Raw genomic sequence first — 23,169 nt, forward strand, 5'->3', positions numbered from 1 at the left:
TTTGGTATGGGCTCAGGCCGCCGGCACGGTGGTGCTGCCATCGACCGCGCGGAAGTTGGCGAAATCCCATCCTCGTCCGGGCGCCGCGTCAAGCAGCTGGCGCGTATAGGGCTGTTGCGGATTTGCGAGGACTTCCGCTGCCGGGCCCTGTTCCACCACCCGGCCATGCTGCATCACGGCAACGTCGTCGCAAATCTGGGCGGCGACGCGCAGATCGTGGGTGATGAACAGGATGGCGATGCCGAGCCGGGTCTGGATGTCATCGAGCAGCCGCAGCACCTGCGCCTGTACCGAGACGTCGAGGGCAGAGACGGCCTCGTCGGCCACCAGAACTTCCGGGTCGAGGGCAAGCGCGCGCGCAATCGCGATGCGCTGGCGCTGGCCGCCGGAGAACTGGTGCGGATAGCGCGACACTGCGTCAGGTGGAAGACCGACCAGTTCGAGCAGTTCACGCGCCCTGGCCATTGCCACCGCATGTTTGGTGCCGAAATTGATCGGACCTTCGCAAATGGACTCGCCGATGGTGATGCGCGGATTAAGCGAACGATAGGGGTCCTGGAAGACGATCTGTATCTTCTTGCGGTGCGGCTGCAACGCGTGACGTGACAGGTCGGAGATTTCGCGTCCGGCGAGGCGGATGCCGCCCGAGGTTGGATCGATCAGTCGGACGATACAGCGCGCCACGGTCGATTTGCCGGAGCCGCTTTCACCGACGATGCCGAGCGTGCGGCCCTTGCGCAGTGTCAGCGTGACGTCCTGAGCTGCGTGGACCTCGCGTGGTTTCCCGAACATAGAACGCTCGCGATAGACCTTGCCGAGTTCGTTGGCCTCGAGCACGACGGGATTGAAGCCTGCTTCCTCGCGGGCCGCGCGGGGCACAAGGCTCGGCACTGACGACAGCAGGTTACGGGTATAGTCCTGCGTGGGCGCGCTCAGAACATCCTTCAATGCTCCGGTTTCCACCAGCCGTCCATGACGCATCACGGCGACGCGATCGGCGATGTCGGCCACCACGCCCATGTCATGGGTGATGAACAGCACGGCTGTGCCGTGATCCTTCTGCAGGTCGCGCATCAGCTTGAGGATCTGCGCCTGGGTGGTGACGTCGAGCGCTGTCGTCGGCTCATCGGCGATCAGCAGTTTCGGCTCCAGCACGAGCGCCATGGCGATCATGATGCGCTGGCGCTGGCCGCCCGACAGGCGGTGCGGATAGGACGCGAAGATGCGCTTCACATCGGGAAGCCGCACCTGCTCCATCATGTCGAGAATGCGCGCACGGCGGGCGCTGGCGCCGAGACTGGTGTGGGTGCGTAGTACTTCGTCGATCTGCCGTCCGACCGGGACGACAGGGTTGAGCGCCGTCATCGGCTCCTGGAAGATCATCGCCATTGTCGTGGCGCGGAGTTGACGCAGCCGGCGATCGCTGGCCTGCAGCACATCTTCGCCGACCAACTTGATGCTACCGCCGATGGCTTTGAGAGAATCTCGCGGCAGCAGGCCCATGGTCGAGAGCGAGGTCACCGATTTGCCTGAGCCACTTTCGCCGACCACGCAGAGCGTTTCGCCCTGGCGTACCTGGAGAGAAATGCCGTCGATGATCTTCTTGCCGGCGCCGCTCTTGCCGACACCGACGACGAGGTTTTCGATTTCCAGTGCGATGGGGCGGGTATTCACGGTGGGATTCACTAGTTCACTCACTTGCCGGCCTCACGCTGTTGCATGCGGGGATCGAGTGCGTCGCGGGCAGCGTCGCCGATCAGATTGACGGAGAGGATGGCAATCGAGAGCAGTAGTCCCGGCCAGAAGATCAGCGACGGCTTGACCTGGAAGAAGGCGCGACCCTCGGCCATGATATTCCCCCAGGTCGGGGTTTCCGGGCTGATGCCGGCGCCGAGGAACGACAGGATCGCCTCGGTGAGAATAGCGGATGCGGCGATGAAGGTGCCCTGGACGATCAGCGGCGCCACCGTGTTGGGCATCAGATGCTTCAACATGATCTTCGGCATGCTGGAGCCGAGCGAGATCGCCGCCTCCACATAGGGCTCCTCACGCGCCGACAGCACCACGGAACGCACCAGCCGCGCGACACGGGGGATTTCCGGAATAGTGATCGCAATCAGCACCGTCGTCAGGGTGGCGCCTGACAGCGACACGACGGCGATGGCCAGCAGCACGCCGGGCATCGCCATCAGGCCGTCCATGACACGCATCATCACAGCGTCGGCTAATTTGAAAAAGCCCGAGAATAGGCCGATGAACAGGCCGATGACGATACTGGTGACGGCGGCGCCGAGGCCGATCAGGAGCGAGATGCGACCGCCATAGAGGATGCGCGCCAGCACGTCGCGGCCATAAGCGTCGGTGCCGAGCAGATATTCCGAACTGGCCGGCTTCAGCCGCAAGGCGGGTGCCAGCAATTGCGGATCGTGCGACGTCAGCCACGGTGCGAAGATCGCCGACAGGATCACCAGCGTCAGGCAAATCGTCGCCACGGCGATGATCGGCGTCGCGGTGAGAAAGCCGAACGACGGACCGCTGCGGGAGGGGAGGGCCGGGTTGGGAAGGGATTCGATCGCCATGAGATACAGATTCCTAGTAACGAATTCTGGGATCGAGCAGTGCGTAGGCAAGGTCGATCAGCAAATTGACCCCGACATAAACGCCCGAGGTCAAAAGGATCATGGCCTGGATCACGGGAAAATCCCGCGCCAGCACGGCATCGACCGTCAAGCGACCGATGCCGGGCAGGTTGAACACGCTTTCGGTGACGACGACGCCGGAGATCAGCAGCGCGAAGCCGGTACCGATCACCGTGATGACCGGCACGGCGGCGTTACGCAGCGCGTGGCGGAACAGCACACCGCTCTCGTTGATGCCCTTGGCGCGCGCGGTGCGGACATAGTCTTCGCCCAGCACCCCGAGCATCGCCGCGCGGGTCATGCGCGCGATCAGCGCGACATAGACAAAGGACAGCGCGATGGTCGGCAGCGTGATGCGCTCAAAGAACGGCCCGAAGCCACGCGAGATGCTGCGGAAACCCTGCACCGGAAACCAGCGTAGCTCGATCGCGAACACTTGGACCAGCACGTAACCGATCACGAATACCGGCACGGAGAAGCCGATCACGGACAGCGCCATCACGAAACGGTCGATCCATGTGCCGTGTTTCCATGCGGCGATGACGCCGAGCGGGATCGCAACAAGGATCGAAACCAGCATCACGCACAATGCAATGCTCAAAGAGGGCTCGATGCGCTGGTTGACCATCTGCAGCACAGGCACGTTGGAGATCAGCGAGGTGCCGAAGTCACCATGCAACAGCCGCCAGACCCAGCTGAAAAACTGCGTGTAGAGCGGTTCGTTGAGGCCAAGCTGCGTCCGGATGCGGTCGAGTTGCTCGGGCGTTGCGTTATCGCCGGCGATGATCGCGGCAGGATCGCCGGGCGTCAGCCGAAGCAGCAGAAAGACAAATAGGGCCACCACGCCCATGACGGGTATGGCCGCAAGAATCCGGCGAATGAGGTATCCGAGCATGGCGCTTTCCTAGTGGTGGTGTTGATCGAACGTAACTGGACCGCGTCGGTCAACCGGAAACGTCACGGGCTCGCTGCTCTTGATCGTCATGGTCCGCGAAAAGCATAGATTTCTCGAGAAACAATGATTCACTGTCGCAACTTGCCTCAACCCGAAGTTCGCTAAACTTAAACGTAATGGTAGCAAGTCCTGTGCCATCCCCCGGTTCACGCCTGCGATGCAGGGCGCGAACCGGGCGACGTTGCATTAATCGAGGGTTGCCAGCAATCCCGCCATCAGGCGGCCGCGGTCAACAAGGCTCTGCGCAACAATATATTCGTTGAGCGTGTGCATATCGGCGCCATGAACGCCAAGGCCGTCGAGGGTGGGGATACCCATCGCGCCGGTAAAATTACCGTCCGAACCGCCGCCCTTGCTGCCATGGGTCAGTTCGGGCAGGCCGAGCTTTGCGTTGATGGCCTTGGCTTTCTCGAACAGGGCCATGGTTCCTGCATTGGGTTCCCACACCGGGCGGGTGACGCCGCGTGTCACATTGAAGGTCACGTCATTCTCAGTACCTGAGAGAGCGAGCATGCGCTGAACGCCGGCATCGAGGTCTTCCTGGCGCTTGGCCATGCTCAGTGCTTCGCCGGTGCAGGATGAGGCAACGCAATTGACCCATTGTCCGCCATGAACGATGCCGACACTGAATGTGCAATCCGGTCCGGTCATCTCGTCGATCTGCACGATCTTCTTCGCCATTTCGCGAATCGCGGAGCGGCCATTCGACAGCGTGGCGCCGGAATGGCTGGGGCGTCCGATGGTTTCGAGATTGAAGCGGGCGATGGCGTAGCGGCCTGACGTGACGCCGTTGTTGGCGCTGCCGGGCTCCGGTACCAGCACATATTTGTTGCGCGCGGCCTCGGCTTCGATGACGTCGCGCGTCGAGGGGGTGCCGACCTCCTCGTCCGGCGTGAAGAGCACGGTGATCGGCAGCGGAGTCGTGTAGGAGATTCGCATAAGCTGGCGGATCGCTTCCAGCGACAGATAATTACCGCCCTTCATGTCGCAGATCGCAGGGCCGTAGCAAAGTTCGCCGTCGCGGCGCCACTTCAGTTTTTCGATGGTGCCAACGGGATGAACGGTATCCATATGGCCCGCGATCAGGATGCCGGGTTCGCCGAATTTCGGGTGTGGAAAACGTGCGCGGATGCAGCCGCCGAATCCCTGACGCCCCGCGATGCGCTCGATGGTCGCACCCATGATCTGCATATCGCGCGCCGCGAGATCGAGCATGCTGTTAACCGCGTTCGCATCCCAAGTGGGGCTCTCGCATTCGACCCAGGTGCGCAGGCCCTGCAACATGTTCTCAAGATCAAATGGAAGTTCGGCGGGGTTCATCAAGTCATTCCTCTTGGATGAGAATTTCGTCACGGATGACTAAGGCGCTCCGTGCGTGCGCACATTTCCAGAGTTCGTTGGCGAGAGTTCGTGCATGACTTAGCAGCAGCGCAATCGCCTTTGCAAATCGACGATGTGCATTGCAATGCATTCTACACCGTGTGGATGTATCGCGTGGAAAACGCGATTGACGCGCACCACGCTTGATGCCAAGCCTTTGAAGCCTAAATGATAAAGGCAATACGCGAAGGCGCCTAAAATTCTATCGCGTTGCATAATCGATCATCGATCGATGATCAGATTCCAGTCAGGAGAGATTGAGTGTCCTACATGTCACGTTGGCAGCGTTCTGCGGCCTTCACGAAATTTGCGCTGCCCGGTCTGGCGGTCGCCGTTGCGCTCGCGCTGCCGGTGCTGTCGTCGCCCGCGCATGCTGCAGGCAAGACCATCACTGCAGTGATGCATTCCGATTTGCGCGTGCTCGATCCCGGCATCACGACCGGCTATATTGTCCGCGACCACGGCTATATGGTTTACGATACGCTGCTCGGCATGAACTCGAAATACGAGATCAAGCCGCAGATGGCCGACTGGAAGGTCTCCGACGACAAGCTTGTCTATACATTCACGCTGCGCGACGGCCTGCTGTGGCACGACGGCAAGCCGGTGACCGCGGAAGACTGCGCCGCCTCGCTGCAGCGCTGGGGCCGCAATGACGGCATGGGTCAGAAGCTCATGGACTTCACCAAGAGCATCGAGGCGCCCGACGCCAAGACCATCGTACTGACGCTGAAGGAGCCCTACGGCCTCGTGCTCGACTCCATCGCCAAGCCGTCGTCGCTGGTGCCGTTCATGATGCCGAAGCGTCTCGCCGAAACGCCGGCAGGGAAGGCGATTTCCGAGCAGATCGGTTCGGGTCCGTTCAAGTTCGTGCAGGCTGAATTCCAGCCCGGCGTGAAGGCGGTCTACGAGAAATTCAAGGACTACAAGCCGCGCTCCGAGCCGACCGACTGGCAGGCCGGCGGCAAGGTGGTGAAGGTCGATCGCGTCGAATGGATCACCATGCCCGATGCACAGACCGCGGTGAATGCGCTGCAGTCGGGTGACATCGACTTCATGGAAAATGGTCCCTACGACCTGCTGCCGGTCCTGGCGAAGGACCCGGAGCTCAAGATCGAAGTGCTCAACCCTCTGGGCTTCCAGACCTTCGGCCGCATGAACTTCCTCAACCCGCCCTTCGACAATCCGAAGATTCGCCGTGCCGCATTTCTGGCAATGAACCAGAAGCCGGTGCTGGATGCGCTGGTCGGCGATCCCAAATATTACAAGGTCTGCGGCGCCGTGTTCGGTTGCGACACGCCGAATGCCACCGATGTCGGCTCGGAAAGCCTGGTGAAGGGCAACGGTCTCGCAGAGGCCAAGAAGCTGCTCGCTGAGGCCGGTTACGACGGCACGCCGGTGGTGATCATGGCGCCGACCGATGTGACCACGTTGAAGGCGCAGCCGATCGTTGCGGCGCAGCTGCTCCGCGATGCCGGCTTCAAGGTCGAGGTGCAGGCCACCGACTGGCAGACGGTGCTCAGCCGTCGTCCGAGCCAGAAGCCCGTCAAGGAAGGCGGCTGGAACATGTTCTTCTCGAACTGGGTCGGCGCCGACATTCTCAATCCCATCAGCAATGTCGCGACCTCCGGCCGCGGCAAGAGCAATGGCGGCTGGTTCGGCTGGAGCGAAGATGCCGAGCTGGAAGTGCTGCGCGACAAATATGCGCGCGCGACCACGCCGGAAGAGCAGAAGAAGCTCGCCGCCGAGATCCAGAAGGAAATCTACGACAAGGTGATCTACATCCCGCTCGGCGAATACAAGGTGCCGAGCATCTGGCGCACCTCGCTAACCGGCGTCACCCAGGGCGCTGCCATTCCGATGTTCTGGAATATCGACAAGAAGGACTAACCCGGCACCGCTGCGGCGGTCCGTGTGAAGTAACAAACGCCGGCCTGAGTGATCAGGCCGGCGTTTTTTGTTTTTGCGAATGACCTCTCCACGAGTGATGCGTTCGATGGTCGCACCCATGATTGCCATGTCGCGTGCAGCGGGGTCGAGCATGCCGTTGGCTGCGTGCGTGACTTGGCAGCAGCAGGCAATCTCCTTTGCAAATTGACGATGTGCATTGGAATGCCTTCTGCAGCATGTGGATGTAGCGCGTGGAAAACGCGATTGACGCGCATCACGCTTGATGCAAGTCTTTGATGTCTAAAAGATAAAGGCAACGCGTGGTCGCGCCTAAATTTCTATCGCGTTGCACAAGCAATCATCGACCGATGGTCAGTTTCAAGTCAGGAGAGATCGAATGTCCTACATGTCACGTTGGCAGCGTTCTGCGGCCTTCACGAAATTGACGCTACCGGGTCTGGCGGTAGCCGTTGCGCTCGCGCTGCCGGTACTGTCGTCGCCCGCGCATGCTGCGGGCAAGACCATCACCGCAGTGATGCATTCCGATTTGCGCGTGCTCGATCCCGGCATCACGACGGCCTATATCGTGCGCGATCACGGTTACATGGTTTACGACACGCTGCTGGCGACGGACGCAAACTTCAAAGTCCAGCCGCAGATGGCGGAGTACAAGGTCTCCGATGACAAGATGGTCTACACCTTCACGCTGCGCGACGGCCTGAAGTGGCATGACGGCAAGCCTGTCACTGCGGAAGATTGCGTCGCTTCGCTACAGCGCTGGGGCCGCAATGACGGCATGGGCCAGAAGCTCATGGACTTCACCAAGAGCCTCGAGGCGCCCGACGCCAAGACCATCGTGCTGACGCTGAAAGAGCCCTATGGCCTCGTGCTCGACTCGATTGCCAAGCCGTCCTCGCTGGTGCCGTTCATGATGCCGAAGCGCCTCGCCGAGACCCCCGCCGGCAAGGCTATTCCGGAGCAGGTCGGTTCGGGTCCGTTCAAGTTCGTGCAGGCTGAATTCCAGCCCGGCGTGAAGGCGGTCTATGAGAAGAACAAGGACTACGTGCCGCGCTCCGAGCCTGCGAGCTGGGCGGCCGGTGGCAAGGTCGTCAAGGTCGACCGCGTCGAATGGGTCACGATGCCCGATGCGCAGACCGCGGTGAACGCGCTGCAGTCCGGCGACATCGATTTCATGGAAAACGGTCCCTACGACCTGCTGCCGATTCTCGTCAAGGACAAGGATCTCAAGATCGAGGTCCTGAATACGCTCGGTTACCAGACTCTGGGTCGCATGAACTTCCTTTTGCCTCCTTTCGACAACGTTAAGGTTCGCCGCGCGGCCTTCCTTGCGATGAACCAGAAGCCGGTACTCGATGCTCTGGTCGGCAATCCCGAATACATGAAGGTCTGTGGTGCGATGTTCGGCTGCAACACACCGAACGCCGCTGATGTCGGTGCGGAAACCCTGGTCAAGGGGAACGGTATGGCGGAAGCCAAGAAGGCGTTGACCGAATCCGGTTATGATGGCACGCCCGTTGTCATCATGGCGCCGACCGACGTATCGACGCTGAAGGCGCAGCCGATCGTGGCGGCGCAGCTGTTGCGCGATGCCGGCTTCAAGGTCGAAGTGCAGGCGACCGATTGGCAGACCGTGGTGACCCGCCGCGCCAGCCAGAAGCCCGTCAAGGAGGGCGGCTGGAACATGTTCTTCACCAACTGGGTCAGTGCGGACATTCTCAATCCGGTCTCGAACGTCTCGATCTCGGGCCGCGGCAAGAATGGCGGCTGGTTCGGCTGGTTCGAGGACGCCAAGATCGAAGAGCTGCGCGACAAGTATGCGCGGGCATCGACGCCTGCAGAACAGAAGGCCATTGCTGCGGAAGTTCAGGCCCGTGCCCTTGAGCAGGTCGCGTATCTGCCGCTTGGCGAATACCAGGTCCCCAGCATATGGCGGAAATCGCTGACCGGCGTGCTGCCGGGCGCCGCCACTCCGGTGTTCTGGAACATCGACAAGAAAGAATAACCGGCGCCGCTGTGGCGGCTTGGTTTGAATAAGAGAGCGCCGGCCTGAGTGATCAGGCCGGCGCTTTTGTTTTTGCGAACGACCTCGCAATGACGGGGATGGGCCGGTACTACCGCTCGGGCGATGCCGCCGACACTACGAGCAGCACGTCGGCCTTGGGCTTGCCGATGCTGCGCACCCAGTGCGGCGTCTCGCCGGAAAAGTACAAGCAGTCGCCTTTCTTCAGGACGATCTCTTCGTCCTCGATCTTGATCGCCATCTTGCCTGATATGACGAACAGGAATTCTTCGCCTGCATGCGATGCGCGCGGCGCGAATTTCAGCGGCGGCCGGATCAGGAACGGCTCCATCATCTTGCGTGTGCGTCCCGCAGCCAGCGCCAGCAGATCGACGCCGTCATCCTGCATGGGCGTTTGCTGTTCGTCCTGCCGGAACAGCGTGTAACGCGGAGCCGGCGTCGGATTGGGATCGAACAGATAGGTGACGTTGACGTCGAGCGCAGCGGCGAGGCGCAGCAGCGCATTGACCGACGGCGTTTTCAGGCCGCGCTCGACGAGGGAAATGTAGCCGCGCGTCAGTTCGCTCTGGGTGGCGAGCTGATCCAGCGTCAGTCCCTTGGTGGTGCGTAGCTGGCGCAGATTGAAGCCAACCGCATTCTTGCTGACGTCGAGCAACGTCGATCTCCTGATGAGGTGCTTGTTCTTTTAGAGGGCGCGCGGCGATGGTGGAAGGGCCGTCTCGCTGATCTCTTTGAAAGAGCTCCAGAGCGATGCCGGAGTGTTTCTACAGGAAAACATTGCTGCAGATATTTCCAGCACGGGCAAGGATAATTTAGGCAAAAGTGCCGGGAAATGCTGATTTTTCGCCTTCGTTATGTGCATCGGCTGCCTTTTGCCGATTTAGGCATCAGATGCCGATTTTCGTGACGTTGATTTCTGTCAGTAAACCTGTTGGATTTTGATGACGGGAATATGTCCTCAGAAAACGACACGAAGGCAGATATATGATCAAGCGTTTGAAACCCGGCAAGCGGCTCAGCATGGCCACTGTTCATGGTGGTCTCGTTTATCTCGCAGGACAAGTGCCGGACGATCTGTCCGTCGGCGTCGAAGCGCAGGCCTCCGAAGTGCTCGCCAAGATCGATGCGCTGCTGAGCGAAGCAGGTACCGACAAGTCATCGATCCTGAGCGCCACGGTGTGGTTGCCCAACATCGGCGATTTCGCGGCTTTCAATACGGTCTGGGATGAATGGGTGCCGGCCGGCGCATCGCCTGCACGCGCCTGCGTCGAAGCGCGGCTCGCCAATCCGTCGATCCGCGTCGAGATCGCAGCCATCGCTGCCATTCCTTAAGCGCCACCGATGCCTGCGCTGAGGCGACTGAAGCAACAGCGAAAGTTCACGAGAAGACCCGGACTGCGCCGCGAGATGTCGCGGCACGGAACGAGCCCACGCGCCTGAAACTGAACATGTCTTTTGAAGGAGTGAACATGACCGTCGCAGAAGAATTCAACACAGTCACCGCCGTGTCGGAGAATCCCGACGACGCGGCCATGCGCAAGATCGTCTGGTCGAGCGTGATCGGCACCGCCGTCGAATGGTACGACTTCCTGATCTACGGTGCGGCCACCGCGCTGGTGTTCAACAAGGTGTTCTTCGCCGCCGGCGACCCCGCGCTCGCGACTATCGCGGCCTTCGGCACCTATGCCGTCGGCTTCCTCGCGCGCCCGCTGGGTGCTGCGATTTTCGGTCACTATGGCGACCGTGTCGGCCGCAAGGCGATGCTTGCGATTACGATCATGGTGATGGGCCTCGGCACTTTCGCGATCGGTCTGCTGCCGACCTACGCCCAGATCGGCATCGCAGCGCCGATCCTGCTCATCGCACTCCGCTTCCTGCAGGGCATCGGCCTCGGCGGCGAGTGGGGCGGTGCGGTTCTGATGGTGGTCGAGAATTGCCCGACGCATAAACGCGGCTTCCTCGGCAGCATGGTGCAGGTCGGCAATCCCGTCGGCAATCTCGCGGCCATCGGCATGTTCGCGCTTGTCTCGCAACTGCCTGAAGAAGACTTCATGAGCTATGGCTGGCGCATTCCATTCCTGATTTCGATTCTGTTGGTCGGCGTCGGCCTGTGGATTCGCATGAGCATGGAAGAGACGCCCGCATTCCGCGCCATCAAGGCCAAGAACGAAGTCGCCAAGATGCCGATCGTCGACATCTTCAAGTATCACCGCCGTCCGTTCTTCACCGCCGTCGGCCTGAAGATCTCGGAAATCGCCTATGCCTCGATCGCCGGCGTGTTCATCATGTCCTATGCGACGTCGAAGCTCGGCCTGTCGCGCGGGCTGGTGCTGAACGGCGCTTTCATCGCATCCTTCGTTGCGCTGTTCTCAATTCCGTTCTTCGGCTGGCTGTCGGACAAGGTCGGGCGCAAGGTGATGTTCTATGCGAGCTGCGCGTTCTGTGCCGCTTTTGCATTCCCGATGTTCTGGCTGCTCGATACCCGCGATCCGACCATCGTGATCCTGACCATCGTTGTCGCAATCTCCTTCGGCCAGATGGTGATGTTCGGCATCGGCGCGCCCTGGTATTCGGAACTGTTCACGGCCAAGCTGCGCTATAGCGGTGCGTCGCTCGGCTTCCAGGTCGGCGCGGCTATCTCGGGCGGTCTCAGCCCGCTGATCGCGGCATCGCTGATGACCTGGGCGGGTGCGACCTGGCCGGTGTCGGTGTTCCTGATCTTCTGCGCCTGCATCACCGCGATCGCGACGTCCTTTGCGCCGGAAATGGCGAACAAGGAACTGACCTGACGGCTGCGGGGCGGCAGCGCGCCTGTCGCCCCATGTCCTTCCAGCCCATCAATCGCTGCGATGATCTCATCCGCAGAAGGAGTTGAGCGATGCTCGATACGTTGACTGCCAAACCTGCATCTGGCGCTGTGGTTCCGTCATGGACCGGCGTGGTGCGTTATCTCCACATCACGCCGCGCGCATTCCTGCCGATGCGCGAGATGCCCGAACTCACGTTGGTCGCCGGCCGGGGCATCGAAGGCGATCGTTACATGATCGGCCGCGAGGAGGGGTTCTATTCGCACAAGCCCGAAGAAGGGCGACAGGTCACGCTGTTTGAATACGAGACGCTGGTGGCGTTGAAGCGCGATCACAATATCGATCTCGGTCCCGAGGAACATCGCCGCAATGTCACCGTGTCCGGCGTGCCGCTGACGCATCTTGTCGGCCGTCAGTTCTGGCTCGGCGAAACGCTGCTGGAGTCGACGCGGCTCTCGATTCCGTGCCGGCATATCGAGGAGATCACCGGCAAGGCGATCTTCGACCCGCTGATCAACCGCTCGGGCCTCAACTGCAGGATTCTGCAGGGCGGCACCGTGCGCGTCGGCGATGCCGTGCGGAACATGCAATGAGCGCGATGCCGATCACGAAGGTCAGGACCATCATCGACAAGATCGAGGACGGGGGCCAGGGCATCAAACTGTTCTCGCTGATCGATCCCGATCACTGGGAGCTGCCGCCGTTCCGGCCGGGCGCGCATATCGACCTGCATTTGCCGGGCGGCTTGGTCCGGACCTACTCGCTCTGCAATGATCCGGCCGATGACAAGCGCTACGTCGTTGCCGTGAAACGCGAGGCCGACGGGCGGGGCGGTTCGATCGTGCTGCATGACGAGGTCAAGGTCGGCGACACCATCGGCGTGACGCTGCCGCGCGGCGGGCTGGATCTGTCCACGGAGGTCACACGCTTCACCTTCGTCGGCGGCGGCATCGGCGTGACGCCGTTCCTGTCGGCGGCGGCCTGGCTCAAGCGCATGGGCCGCTCGAAATTCACGCTGCACATGATTGCGCGCGGCGAGCCGCCGCTGGCCGCATTGCTAGCGCCGCTGCGCAAGTCCGGTCATCTGGTGCTTCACGACACGTCGAGCGGGCAGCGCCCGGATATCGCGGCACTGGTCGGCCGGCCGCTGTCGGATGTCGCGCTCGCCTGTTGCGGTCCTGATTCCATGATCGACGACTTCGAACAGGCGTCACGCGACTGGCCTGCCGATCGCGTTCATATCGAACGCTTCGTGCCGCCGCCGCTGCCGGTCGATCCCGACGCCAAGCCCTATGTGCTCGCACTCGCAAAATCGAACCGGGAAATCACCGTGGCTGCCGGGCAGACCATGCTGTCGGCGCTGACAGATATTGGCATCGACGTGCCGGCATCCTGCTGCGGCGGCATCTGCGGCTCCTGTAAGGTGGACTGGCTCGAAGGACAGCCGGTGCATCGCGACCGCGTGCTGTCGCCGGCTGAACGCGAACGCAGCCTCCTGGTCTGCGTGGCAGGCTCCGCAGGGGATCGCCTGGTTCTCGATCTCTGACGTCCTGATCTGGCGGCCAAACAGGCGGCAACGGTCATCCGTTGCCGCCTGTTTGCGTTTGATCCCGCGCATGGCAACGCTCGACGTTCCGGTCAGCGAAGCGCCCGCTTTGGATGGCTTACGGACATACCTTGGGCACTTAACTAATTTTTAGAAATTGCGCAATTTGCGCAAAAAGTGTTTGATGGCTGCGCAATTTGCGCATATTGGGCGATGTGCGCGGGGCTCCTGAGGGAAATTGCGCAGAATAATCAGTGACGCGCAGGACGCGGGAAGGAAATAGACCATGCAGATTCCAATTAAGCGGGCGATTGAGAAGGTACCGGGCGGCATGATGACGGTGCCGCTGCTGATCGGCGCGCTGTTCGCGACCTTTGCCCCCAACACCCCGAAATTCTTCGGCTCCTTCACTGGCGCGCTGTTCTCCGGCGGCGCCCTCAGCATTCTCGCCGTGTTCTATGTGTGCATGGGCGCGAGCATCGACTTCAAGGCGACGCCTTACATCGTGAAGAAGGGCGGCGCCCTGATGATCGTGAAGGTCGGCACCGCAATTATCTTGGGCCTGATCTTCGGCCGCTTCCTCGGTGAAGCTCCGGTCACAGCCGGCATCTTCGCAGGCGTGTCGACGCTGGCGATCGTCGCCGCCATGAACGACACCAATGGCGGTCTCTACATGGCGCTGATGGGCCAGTATGGCCGTCCGCGCGACGTCGGTGCCTACAGCATCATGACGCTGGAAAGCGGTCCGTTCCTCACCATGGTGACGCTCGGCGTTGCCGGCCTGTCGTCGTTCCAGTGGCCCGCACTTGTTGGCGCGATCCTGCCGCTGGTGGCCGGCATGATCCTTGGTAATCTCGACCGCGAACTGCGCGACTTCCTCAGCAAGGCTGTGCCTGTGATGATCCCGTTCTTCGCCTTCGCGCTCGGCACCGGCCTGAACCTGACGCAGGTCTGGCAGGCGGGTCTGCTCGGCGTGGGTATGGGCGTTGCCGTCGTGATCGTGACCGGCATCCCGCTGTTCTTCGTTGACCGTCTTACCGGCGGCAACGGCGTTGCGGGTGTTGCTGCGGCATCGACCGCCGGCAATGCGGCGGCCGTGCCTGCGATCGTCGCTGCGGCCAATCCGGCCTATGCGGCTGCTGCCGGCCCGGCGACCATCCTGATTGCGGCCTGCGTTGTCGTGACTGCGATCCTGACGCCGATCCTGACCTCGTGGGTTGCCGGCATCGTCGGCCGCGATGTCGAGCCGGAAGCGGAGGCGACGACGCCTGCCGCGCCAAGCGTCGCATCAGTCGCACCAGTGGCTGGGCACTAAGATGACGGAGCGCTGGCTGATCCTCGCCGATGATCTCACCGGTGCAGCGGACTGCGCTATCGCCTTCGGTCGTCGGGGCCTTGCGGCTGCCGTGACCTGGGGCGAGATCGCAAGTGCCGGGGCAAGTGCCGGGGATCGCCAGCATCCTGTTCTCTCCTATGATGCAGCGAGCCGCGGCCTCACGGCCGAGGCCGCTGCGCGTCGGCACGCCGACATATTGCGACAGTTGATGGAGCCGGGTCGGCTCCTGTTCAAGAAGATCGACTCCACGCTGCGCGGACAGCCGGCCTCCGAGACGGCAGCCGCACTGGCGCATCTCAAGGCGCAGTCCGGTTCGGCCTTCGGCATCTTCGCGCCGGCCTTTCCCGCGACCAACCGCACCACCATCGATGGCCGCGTCGTCGTCAATGGTCGTCCGCTTGAGGAAGCCGAGGTCTGGAAGCGCGATCACACCTACGACAATGCCGACATCGCTGATGTATTGACCTCGGCTGGTATTCGCAGCGAGAAGGTGCTGCTTGGGACCATTCGCGGCGGCGATCTCAAGGCGCATCTTGCGCGTATCGCATCCGGCGACAGCGTCGTTGCGATCTGCGATGCGGAGACTGAGCACGATCTCCATCGGATCGCGGAAGCCAGTCTGAAGATTTCACCGGCGACGCTGTTCATCGGCAGTGCAGGCCTCGCGCATGCGCTGGCTGAGCTCGATGATGCTAGCTCTGTCGAGACGCTGGAAATTCCGCCCAGTGCATATGGCACATTGATCGTTGTCGGCTCGCTCGCCGGTGCATCGCGGTCCGCAGCGCGCAAGTTGGTGGCGAGCGGCACCGTCACCCATCTCCCGGTCACGCCTGAGGTTCTCCTCGGCGACAAGGCCGGGCAGGCGGCGCTGGCCAAGCGCGTGACCGAAGGGCTCACCGCAGGCGGCGATGTCCTGGTCGAGATCGTGATGGATGATAATCCGAAAATGTCGCTCGGCCCGCAGCTCGCGCAGAATCTCGCCGATGCTCTGATGCCCGTGGCGTCCAGCATCGGCGCCTTTGCCGCAACCGGCGGCGAAACCGCAGCGGCGCTGCTGTCGCGCTTCGGCGTCAACGGCATCCGTCTGGCCGACGAGATCGAGCCCGGCGTCTCGCTGGGTCTTACGCTTGGCGCATTGTCCGTTCCGATCGCCACCAAGGCCGGCGCCTTCGGTGACGAGAACAGCCTGATCAAAATTCGCGAACGTCTTCACACCGTCCGAACTCAAGGAAGCTTCACATGACCCGTCCGACCATTGCGATCACCATGGGCGATCCCGCAGGCATCGGGCCCGAAGTGATCATGAAGGCCTTCGCTCATCCGGAAATGCTCGCGATGTGCAATCCGCTGGTGATCGGCGATGCCAATCGCCTGCGCAAGGCCGGCGAGATCGTCGGTGCCAAGATCGGTGTCGACTCGCTCAGTGATGCAAAGGCGGCGAATTTCGCGTCGAAAAACGTCCAGTGCGTGGATCTGAAGATCGTGCCCGATGACCTGCCGTTCGGACAGAACTCCCCGATCGCAGGCGAGGCGGCTTATCGCTTCATCGAGAAGGCTGTCGAGATCGTTCAGGCCGGCATCGCGCAGGGCATCTGCACGGCGCCGCTGTCCAAGGAAGCGCTGCATGCGGCCGGCCACAAATATCCCGGTCATACCGAACTGCTCGCGCATCTGACCGGCACGCCTGAAGTGTCGATGATGCTGGTGTCGCCGAAGCTGCGCGTGATTCACGTGACCACGCATATCGGTCTGATCGACGCCATCAAGAAGATCGAGCCGGGTCTGGTCGAGCGCGTCATCACGCGCGGCCACGAAGTGCTAGTCAAGGCCGGGATCAAGAATCCGAAGATCGGCGTTTGCGCCATCAATCCGCATGCCGGTGAAAACGGGTTGTTCGGCTATGGCGAGGAAGCCGAGAAGATCACGCCCGCCGTCGAAGCCTGCCAGAAGAAGGGCTGGGACGTCCGCGGTCCGCTGCCGGCCGACACGCTGTTCTTTCTCGCAGGGCGCGGCGACTACGACATGGTGGTGGCGATGTATCACGATCAGGGCCATGGCCCGATCAAGGTGCTGGGTCTGGAATCCGGCGTGAACATCACGGTCGGCCTTCCGGTGATCCGCACTTCGGTCGATCACGGCACCGCCTTCGACATCGCCGGCAAGGGCATTGCCGATGAGCGCAGCCTTCTCGAGGCCTTGCGGCAGGCAGTGGATCTCGCACCGGGATCCAAGGCGGCCTGATACCGGCTGTCATTCCGGGGCGCGCGCTCTTGCGCGCGAACCCGGAATCCCGTTGTGCTCTAGCCATGACAAGGTTCCGGGTTCGTCGCCGCGAAGGTGCGGCGACGCCCCGGAATGACGAGTGTGATGAGAGGGCAGGGACATCCATGTCGATGCGCAGCAAGGAGCGGCACGCCCGCCTGTTGGACGCCCTGAACGCCGGCGAGATCGATGTCGACGATCTCGCGCGGCGCTTCGGTGTGTCCGGGTCCACCGTGCGGCGCGACCTGCAGCATCTCTCGAAGAACAACGCGGTGCGCCGCACTTATGGCGGCGCGATTCTCACCGGCCATGTCGCGGAGACGACGCTCGATCAGCGAATCTCAGTTCAGGGCAAGGAAAAACAGGCCATCGCGCGTGCCGCGATCGACCTGATCGAGGATGGCGACACGCTGATCCTGGATGCCGGATCGACAGTTGCGGCTTTCGGCAAGCTGCTGTTGCAGCGCCGCCTGCGCATCATCACCAACAATATCGCGCTGCTGCCGTTTCTCGCCAAGGCGCCGGCTATCGAACTCGTGGTGCTGGGCGGCGCGCTGCGCTCGACCAGCATGAGCACCATGGGGCCGCTGGCCAGCGAGGGACTGCGCCGCCTGACGGCAGACCGCGCGATCATGAGTGCCGATGGCGTGGTGAGTGGCCGCGGGTTGTGCGAGGCCGACCTTGATCAGGTCGCACTGAAGTCGCTGATGATGCAGCAGGCCAAGGATGTCATCGTACTCGCCGACGCCGGCAAGCTCGGCCGCGCCGAACAGGACGCCTGGGCACCGCTGCCGCCGCGCTGGACGCTTGTGACGGGCGCCGGTGCCTCGGCTGATCAGCGCAGGCTGATGGAGAGTGCAGGGGCGCATATCGTCGTGGCGGGCGCATAGCGCGGCCGTAGGCCCGTTCGGGCGCCGTGCCAATACGGCCATGGTTCAATTGAACAGTCGCATCAGTAAGGCTTTGCCAACTGGGACTGCTCGGACACCGTGAAAAGCGCGAACATACTCTCCTGCGTAAAACGCGCGTACGACCCGAATTCGCGTTGCGGCTGCCTCTTCGAAGCGAACACCGAAACCATCGCTCGTTCGTCGCATGACCGTTGCCGACACATTCTGACCGTATACATTGCACTTGAGAACAGTCCCCACCTGCGGCGGCGCAGGATCGATAAACCGAGCACCGGTTATCGAGATGTCTGCCATGCGAACCAGCCGCGAGTCGTTGCCCTCGTGAATGAGGACGGGCTCATCGCGCTCAAATCGCTCGGCCTTCCGACGGCGAGGCTGCTCGATACAGATGAAGCACACGATCGCGAGGACGACGCAGTTGTACAAGCTCCAGCCAAGCGCTAGTCCGCCGTAAGCAATGCTCTCTCCCTTCAGATCGATAATGAAAGCGTAAGCGATCGCCAGCATGGTTATCAGCAGCGCCGATCCATAAAGTCGCAGAAGCGGCCACTCGATGAACCTCTGATTGCGATCGCCACCTTTGGCGGTGACCTTGAACTTGTGACCCTTTGGTTTGACCAGGCCCGTGATGATTGCTTTCAGGACCGCTGGTGCCGCGATGTACTGCGAGACGTCCGTCATAATCGCCAGCGAGCGACCGCGGGAAATCCAGGTCATCGTAAATGCATGCCAGACGTAGAAGGGCAGGAAGTATGCCAACAGTTCGGAGAGATCGGCGTAAATCGCCTTGATCCCGAACAGGAGATAGAGCCACGGCACGATCAGGCCAAGCATCTTCGTTCCATAAGCGCCGGCCCAGCTCATGAAAGCGTCGACGAGCGAAAGCCGGTCGATCAGGGCGAGTCTTGATTGCGATGAAAAGGGCCCGCTTCGGCCTCTCACGATTTGCATGAAGCCGAGGCACCATCGACCGCGTTGGGTGATGTACTCCTTGAGGCCTTCGGGCGCCAATCCCAGCGTAAGCCGTTCGTTCAGATAAACCGTGTGATAATTACGCTCCTTCAGACGCAACGTGACGAGATAGTCCTCGGTCACCGAGTCCGTCGGGAATCCACCGATCTCCATGAGGCCTGAAAAGCGGATCACCGAGGAAGTGCCGCAGCAGAAAGCAACGCCCCAGGCGTCTTTGGCCGGCATCAGAATATCAAAAAAGAAACGTTGCTCGTCGGGCCACACCTCGGTGGCGGCCAGATTGGACTGAATCGGATCTGGATTGATGAAGTGCTGCGGCGTCTGCACAATGCCAATGGTCTTGTCTTCCATCAAACTGGTCGCGCGCGTGAGAAACTCCGGCAGAGGGACGAAGTCGGCATCCAGGATGGCCACGAATTCCGGTTTGTTTTGTAATCCGGCTACATGGCGCAAAGCGTGATTGATGTTACCTGCCTTTGCATGCTGATTGTCCGGACGAGTCAGGTAATGACAGCCAAGTACTTCGGTCAGGCGTTTGAGCCATAGCCGTCGTCCGTCATCCAGGACCCAGACACGATAATTGCCGTATTCCAGTCCCGTGGCGCCGATGATCGTGCGTTCGAGGATCGCTTGCTCTTCGTTGTACGTGCAGATGAAAACATCGACGAGCGGAACCCGCGCGGCGGCCGCGACTTTTTTGATTGCAACCTCTACGTCGGCAGAGCGATCAATCGTTCGGCTGAGAAACAGCATTGACAGGCAGACGGCAAGTAACGAGCCAGCCTCAGCCAGCATGAAGGGGTATCCGACGAGAGAGTCGGCGGTAAAGTCGAGCGGCGGAAGCGTCTGCGTGACGCGCCACGTGAAGTATCGGATCAGCAGAATGACGGATATCCCGGTCATCAATGATCGGGCGAACGTGCTGTCGCGCTTCAGCATCGGCGCGATCGCGAGACAAGCACCGAGAGTGGCGATGCCTGGTGCGAAGGCTGAGATCATGGTTTTGACGTGTCGTGATTGAATACGACCCGTCCCGTGCGCCCCACTGCGCAGTCTTTGCCCGTGGTATCGAGATTGGGCATCGAGACCGTCACGCGATAGGGTTCCTTGTTAAGCGTGTCGGGATTGATGGCCAGGTTCGCGGGCGCACCAGACGCGCCAGTGAGATTCACGAGCGACCCCTTGATCGCCGGACTGCCGTCATTTGGTTCAAAAATCGCCTGATTGCCCAGCCTGAGCCTGTTGTAAACACGTTCGGTGACATTCGCCGTTACGACAGCGCCACTGCAATCAAGTAGCTTCAGTAATGGCTGTCCGGCCCGGACATCCTCGCCTGGCGACGTCATCATCTCCCAGATCCGGCCAGTCACGGGCGCCTTAATGTCCGCTTCCGATCGGCTGACATAGAGCATTTGCTCGGACGCGATCTCGCTCGCGAGCCACGCGATCTGGGCATCGGCGTGCGCCAGATCGGCTTTCAGATCATTCGCACGTTGCCGCATCTCTTCTTCGCGCTGGACCGAACTCGGGCGGTCATTGTAGCTATCGCCCAGATACGTGCCCTTCTGCGCGGCAATGAGCTCGATCTTGGCGGCATCGAGTCTTCGGCGGGCACCGATTTCGGTTTGCTGGGCGATCGATTGTTCCCGGGTCAAGCGGGCGAATTCCACGCTGGAAACGCTGCCCGACTTGATCAGCGACGATGCCCGCTCTACGGCGGCGGTCGCTTCTTCCCGCCGGAACGCAGCGGCTTCGATCGCCGACTGTATTTCAGCGATGCGTGCTTCCAGTTGGAGGGTACGGCCTTCTTTGAATTGGGAGGCCTGCCGCGCGAGATCTTGCTGCGCGGCTTGAGCCGAGGCGAATTTGGTCGCCAGACTTGGACGCTCATTGTCCAGTCGCGACATCTGTCGTCTTAGATCATCCAGCCGGTTTCGATCGCCCCGCGCATTCACGACGCGAAGAAGGAGGTCACCTTCATTCACTGCGCTCGACGTAGTCGAACGGCCGGGCTTCGAACTGACTTCGCCATCGATCGGCGACCTCAGCGTCACGAGCCTGGCGTTGACCACCGCCTCCACGCTGGAGGTCTGCAGGATTGCCCTGAGTGGCAGCCATCCGAACACGGCGACAATGGTGAGACCGGCAGCGATCTTCAGCACCCGCCGAACGGTGCTGTATGAGCGCGGAGGCGTTGTCGGATCAGGCGAACTGCGGTTTGCCGGCTCGTCGATATCCGGCTTCAGTCGATCTTCCAGATCGCGCTGCAAACCCCTGGCGCCGGGATCGAAGGATTGGACGTCTTCCTCGACGACATCGTCCTCGACAACGGATGACGAGGCGAACCCGGAGGAAAATTGAGTCTTTTGCGCACGATCCATGGCAGCCGAGCCCGAATTGTCGGAGAGCGGACCAATTCGGTCCTTCGAAGCGATTCCATGTCAGGTGAGTAGAGTGTGCGCCCGCTTAAGAGCTCGCTAAGGTAGACCCCGCATCTTTCGATAAAACTGCAGCAATCTCGGAGTACCATCCTCCGAACAGCCGCTATTCCCGATACCTTCAGCACCGAACGCTGCGCCCGCGCTGACGCAACTGTCGGGATCTCACGAAACCGCAACGGTTTCGGTTGGAAAACGTTTGCTGGCCCGGGGCGAAAAAGCTATGCAGATCAATAGGGCGGACGTGGCGGAACTGGTAGACGCAAGGGACTTAAAATCCCTCGATGGCAACGTCGTGCGGGTTCGATTCCCGCCGTCCGCACCAGCCTTCAGGGGAACTTCGGCCTCAATCCGGCCACCGGCGGCTGCTTTACGCAACTTCAATCCTGCCCGGCTAGAAAGTCCCGATGATCGTTGCTCCATCCCGTTTCCGCCTGCCGACGCGCGCTGCTGCGATGGCGTCGTTGCTCGTTCTGGCCGGATATCTCGGGGGCTGCGCCAGCATGGGCGATGGCATGGTGTCGGGCGCCTTCGTCGATCCCGCGAAATACGACCTGTATGACTGCAAGCAGCTCGAGACCGAGCGCAAAACGCTTGCGACGCGGACGGCCGAGTTGCAGGGGTTGATCGACAAGGCCCAGACCGGCGCCGGCGGGGCAGTGGTCAGCGAACTCGCCTATCGCAACGATTACATCTCCACGCGGGCGCAGGCCAAGCTGGCGGAAGAGAACTGGCAGAAGAGCAAGTGTGTTGCGAGCGCGCCGGTCGCGCCGCCTCCCGCTGCACCGCGCCCGCGGGCCGGCGCGCGTTCCTGAGCCATCCGCTTCAAAGCTTCCAGTTATAGATCCAGTGCTGCCGCGCCTGCAGACGTCCTGCGCCCAGCGCGCGCATCGTCAGATCGCGCGCCAGCGCCATCGGCCCGCGCAGATGATAGATCTGGCCGGATTGCCGGGCAGTGCGCTGGACATGGGCCACGCGCGGCTGGCGTAGCTGGGCGTAGCGCGCCAGTGCAGGCGCAATCGCTGCCGTATCGTCGCCGACCGCGCCGAGACATTCCGCCAGAACCGCCGCATCCTCGATGGCCATGCCTGCGCCCTGCGCGGCGAAAGGCAGCATCGCATGGGCGGCATCGCCCAGCAGCGCCACGGATCCCTCGTGCCACATGCCGCCGTCCTGTATCGTGAACAGCGGCCAGCGCCGCCAGTTATCGATGCTGTCGATCATGGCGCGTGCATTGGCTGGCCAGCGCGACGCTGCAAAATGTCGGCTGATCTCGCTGGCGTCGCCGGCATCGCTGCCGCCGGGCTGCATCACGGCGCCGGGCATGATCGCGACCATGTTGATTCGCTCGCCCGATGACACCGGATAGACGACGAGATGGGCCTTCGGCCCCATCCAGAGCTGGACGCCATGGGGGACCAGGTCGCTGTCCAACCGGTTCGTTTCCAGCGTGCCACGCCAGGCGATCAGGCCGGAGAATTGCGGTCGCGTTTCGGGAAACACCTGTCGCCGAACGGTCGACCATGCGCCGTCGGCGCCGATCAAGGCCAGCGCAGACTCGTCGTTGACGGCAATGCCAGCGGGCATTGCGCGGAAACTTTCCACGGGACAGCCAAGGCGTAGTTCGATGTCGGGATGCGCGGTGACTGCGCCGAGCAATGCCGATTGCAGATCGGCGCGATGCACCAGCCAGTAGGGGGCGTCATCGCGGGCGCTGCCGAGCGGCAGGCGGATCACCTCGCCACCGCTGCGCGCGGTCATGATGCTCACACTGGCCGGCGTCGTGACATGGGGCGCAAGGCGCGGTTGCAGGCCGAGGCCGATCAGTATGCGGGTCGCATTGGGCGAGAGCTGCAGTCCGGCGCCGGCTTCTTCAAGCCGTCCGGTCTTTTCACAGATGAGGACTCGAAAACCCTGGGCGGCCAGCGCCAGCGCCGCCGTCAGTCCGCCGATGCCCGCACCAGCAATGACGATGGTGCGCGGGGCCGTCAC

Annotated in this window: 19 protein-coding genes and 1 tRNA gene; 12 read left to right on the forward strand and 8 right to left on the reverse strand. The window is 61.9% G+C overall.

Annotated elements, in window-relative coordinates:
* Positions 1-12: 12 nt before the first annotated feature.
* The 4 genes from AB8A33_RS08645 to AB8A33_RS08660 all read right to left on the reverse strand — a co-directional run bounded on the left by AB8A33_RS08645 (position 13) and on the right by AB8A33_RS08660 (position 4,914).
* On the reverse strand, positions 13-1,698 hold the full coding sequence (locus tag AB8A33_RS08645; RefSeq protein ID WP_439092373.1) for an ABC transporter ATP-binding protein: 1,686 nt from the start codon (positions 1,696-1,698) through the stop codon (positions 13-15).
* Entirely contained in the window at positions 1,695-2,579 is an 885-nt protein-coding gene (locus AB8A33_RS08650) for an ABC transporter permease (protein WP_149530999.1), read from the reverse strand. Before AB8A33_RS08650 ends, AB8A33_RS08645 begins: the two co-directional genes overlap by 4 nt.
* Before the next feature lie 13 nt (positions 2,580-2,592).
* On the reverse strand, positions 2,593-3,534 hold the full coding sequence (locus tag AB8A33_RS08655) for an ABC transporter permease (protein WP_149530998.1): 942 nt from the start codon (positions 3,532-3,534) through the stop codon (positions 2,593-2,595).
* A gap of 246 nt (positions 3,535-3,780) precedes the next feature.
* Entirely contained in the window at positions 3,781-4,914 is a 1,134-nt protein-coding gene (locus AB8A33_RS08660) for a M20/M25/M40 family metallo-hydrolase (protein WP_439092374.1), read from the reverse strand.
* A 330-nt stretch (positions 4,915-5,244) separates the two neighbouring features.
* On the opposite strand from AB8A33_RS08660, the gene AB8A33_RS08665 reads away from it, so the two are divergent.
* The gene (locus AB8A33_RS08665) at positions 5,245-6,864 is read left to right on the forward strand and encodes an ABC transporter substrate-binding protein (protein ID WP_439095889.1); all 1,620 of its coding nucleotides are present in this window, start codon (positions 5,245-5,247) and stop codon (positions 6,862-6,864) included.
* 397 nt (positions 6,865-7,261) lie between these two features.
* On the forward strand, positions 7,262-8,887 hold the full coding sequence (locus tag AB8A33_RS08670; protein WP_439092375.1) for an ABC transporter substrate-binding protein: 1,626 nt from the start codon (positions 7,262-7,264) through the stop codon (positions 8,885-8,887).
* A 109-nt stretch (positions 8,888-8,996) separates the two neighbouring features.
* On the opposite strand, the gene AB8A33_RS08675 is transcribed toward AB8A33_RS08670, so the two are convergent.
* Positions 8,997-9,560, reverse strand: coding sequence for a helix-turn-helix domain-containing protein (locus AB8A33_RS08675; protein WP_068736144.1), 564 nt, complete (start codon positions 9,558-9,560; stop codon positions 8,997-8,999).
* A 329-nt stretch (positions 9,561-9,889) separates the two neighbouring features.
* On the opposite strand from AB8A33_RS08675, the gene AB8A33_RS08680 reads away from it, so the two are divergent.
* The 8 genes from AB8A33_RS08680 to AB8A33_RS08715 all read left to right on the forward strand — a co-directional run bounded on the left by AB8A33_RS08680 (position 9,890) and on the right by AB8A33_RS08715 (position 17,746).
* A complete protein-coding gene (locus tag AB8A33_RS08680) occupies positions 9,890-10,237 on the forward strand; it encodes a RidA family protein (RefSeq protein WP_439092376.1) in 348 nt (115 codons plus the stop codon).
* 137 nt (positions 10,238-10,374) lie between these two features.
* Entirely contained in the window at positions 10,375-11,694 is a 1,320-nt protein-coding gene (locus AB8A33_RS08685; protein WP_439092377.1) for an MFS transporter, read from the forward strand.
* Between the two features lie 89 nt (positions 11,695-11,783).
* A complete protein-coding gene (locus AB8A33_RS08690) occupies positions 11,784-12,305 on the forward strand; it encodes an MOSC domain-containing protein (protein WP_439092378.1) in 522 nt (173 codons plus the stop codon).
* Positions 12,302-13,258 (forward strand): PDR/VanB family oxidoreductase, encoded by a 957-nt coding sequence (locus AB8A33_RS08695; RefSeq protein WP_439092379.1) that lies wholly within the window; start codon positions 12,302-12,304, stop codon positions 13,256-13,258. The genes AB8A33_RS08690 and AB8A33_RS08695 overlap by 4 nt, the downstream gene beginning before the upstream one ends.
* Positions 13,259-13,544: 286 nt before the next feature.
* Positions 13,545-14,573: a 2-keto-3-deoxygluconate permease gene (locus AB8A33_RS08700; protein WP_439092380.1), complete on the forward strand. Its 1,029-nt coding sequence runs from the start codon at positions 13,545-13,547 to the stop codon at positions 14,571-14,573.
* Between the two features lies 1 nt (position 14,574).
* Positions 14,575-15,837 carry a four-carbon acid sugar kinase family protein gene (locus AB8A33_RS08705; RefSeq protein ID WP_439092381.1) on the forward strand — a complete coding sequence of 421 codons (1,263 nt, stop codon included), beginning with the start codon at positions 14,575-14,577 and terminating at the stop codon, positions 15,835-15,837.
* Entirely contained in the window at positions 15,834-16,835 is a 1,002-nt protein-coding gene (gene pdxA, locus AB8A33_RS08710; protein ID WP_439092382.1) for a 4-hydroxythreonine-4-phosphate dehydrogenase PdxA, read from the forward strand. Before AB8A33_RS08705 ends, pdxA begins: the two co-directional genes overlap by 4 nt.
* Positions 16,836-16,981: 146 nt before the next feature.
* On the forward strand, positions 16,982-17,746 hold the full coding sequence (locus tag AB8A33_RS08715) for a DeoR/GlpR family DNA-binding transcription regulator (protein ID WP_439092383.1): 765 nt from the start codon (positions 16,982-16,984) through the stop codon (positions 17,744-17,746).
* Positions 17,747-17,791: 45 nt separating this feature from the next.
* On the opposite strand, the gene AB8A33_RS08720 is transcribed toward AB8A33_RS08715, so the two are convergent.
* Both AB8A33_RS08720 and AB8A33_RS08725 read right to left on the reverse strand, forming a co-directional pair.
* Positions 17,792-19,738: a glycosyltransferase family 2 protein gene (locus AB8A33_RS08720; protein WP_439092384.1), complete on the reverse strand. Its 1,947-nt coding sequence runs from the start codon at positions 19,736-19,738 to the stop codon at positions 17,792-17,794.
* Positions 19,735-21,120 (reverse strand): HlyD family secretion protein, encoded by a 1,386-nt coding sequence (locus AB8A33_RS08725; protein ID WP_439092385.1) that lies wholly within the window; start codon positions 21,118-21,120, stop codon positions 19,735-19,737. Before AB8A33_RS08725 ends, AB8A33_RS08720 begins: the two co-directional genes overlap by 4 nt.
* 295 nt (positions 21,121-21,415) lie before the next feature.
* Between AB8A33_RS08725 and AB8A33_RS08730 the strand changes: the two genes are divergently transcribed.
* Together AB8A33_RS08730 and AB8A33_RS08735 are read left to right on the forward strand one after the other, a co-directional pair.
* Positions 21,416-21,502: transfer RNA gene (locus tag AB8A33_RS08730), tRNA-Leu, on the forward strand.
* An 82-nt stretch (positions 21,503-21,584) separates the two neighbouring features.
* The gene (locus AB8A33_RS08735) at positions 21,585-21,992 is read left to right on the forward strand and encodes a twin-arginine translocation pathway signal (RefSeq protein ID WP_439092386.1); all 408 of its coding nucleotides are present in this window, start codon (positions 21,585-21,587) and stop codon (positions 21,990-21,992) included.
* Between the two features lie 10 nt (positions 21,993-22,002).
* Here the strand turns inward: AB8A33_RS08735 and AB8A33_RS08740 are convergent, their stop codons facing one another.
* Positions 22,003-23,169 carry an FAD-dependent monooxygenase gene (locus tag AB8A33_RS08740; protein ID WP_439092387.1) on the reverse strand — a complete coding sequence of 389 codons (1,167 nt, stop codon included), beginning with the start codon at positions 23,167-23,169 and terminating at the stop codon, positions 22,003-22,005.

It is taken from the genome of Tardiphaga sp. 813_E8_N1_3, assembly GCF_051811025.1.
Lineage (GTDB): Bacteria > Pseudomonadota > Alphaproteobacteria > Rhizobiales > Xanthobacteraceae > Tardiphaga.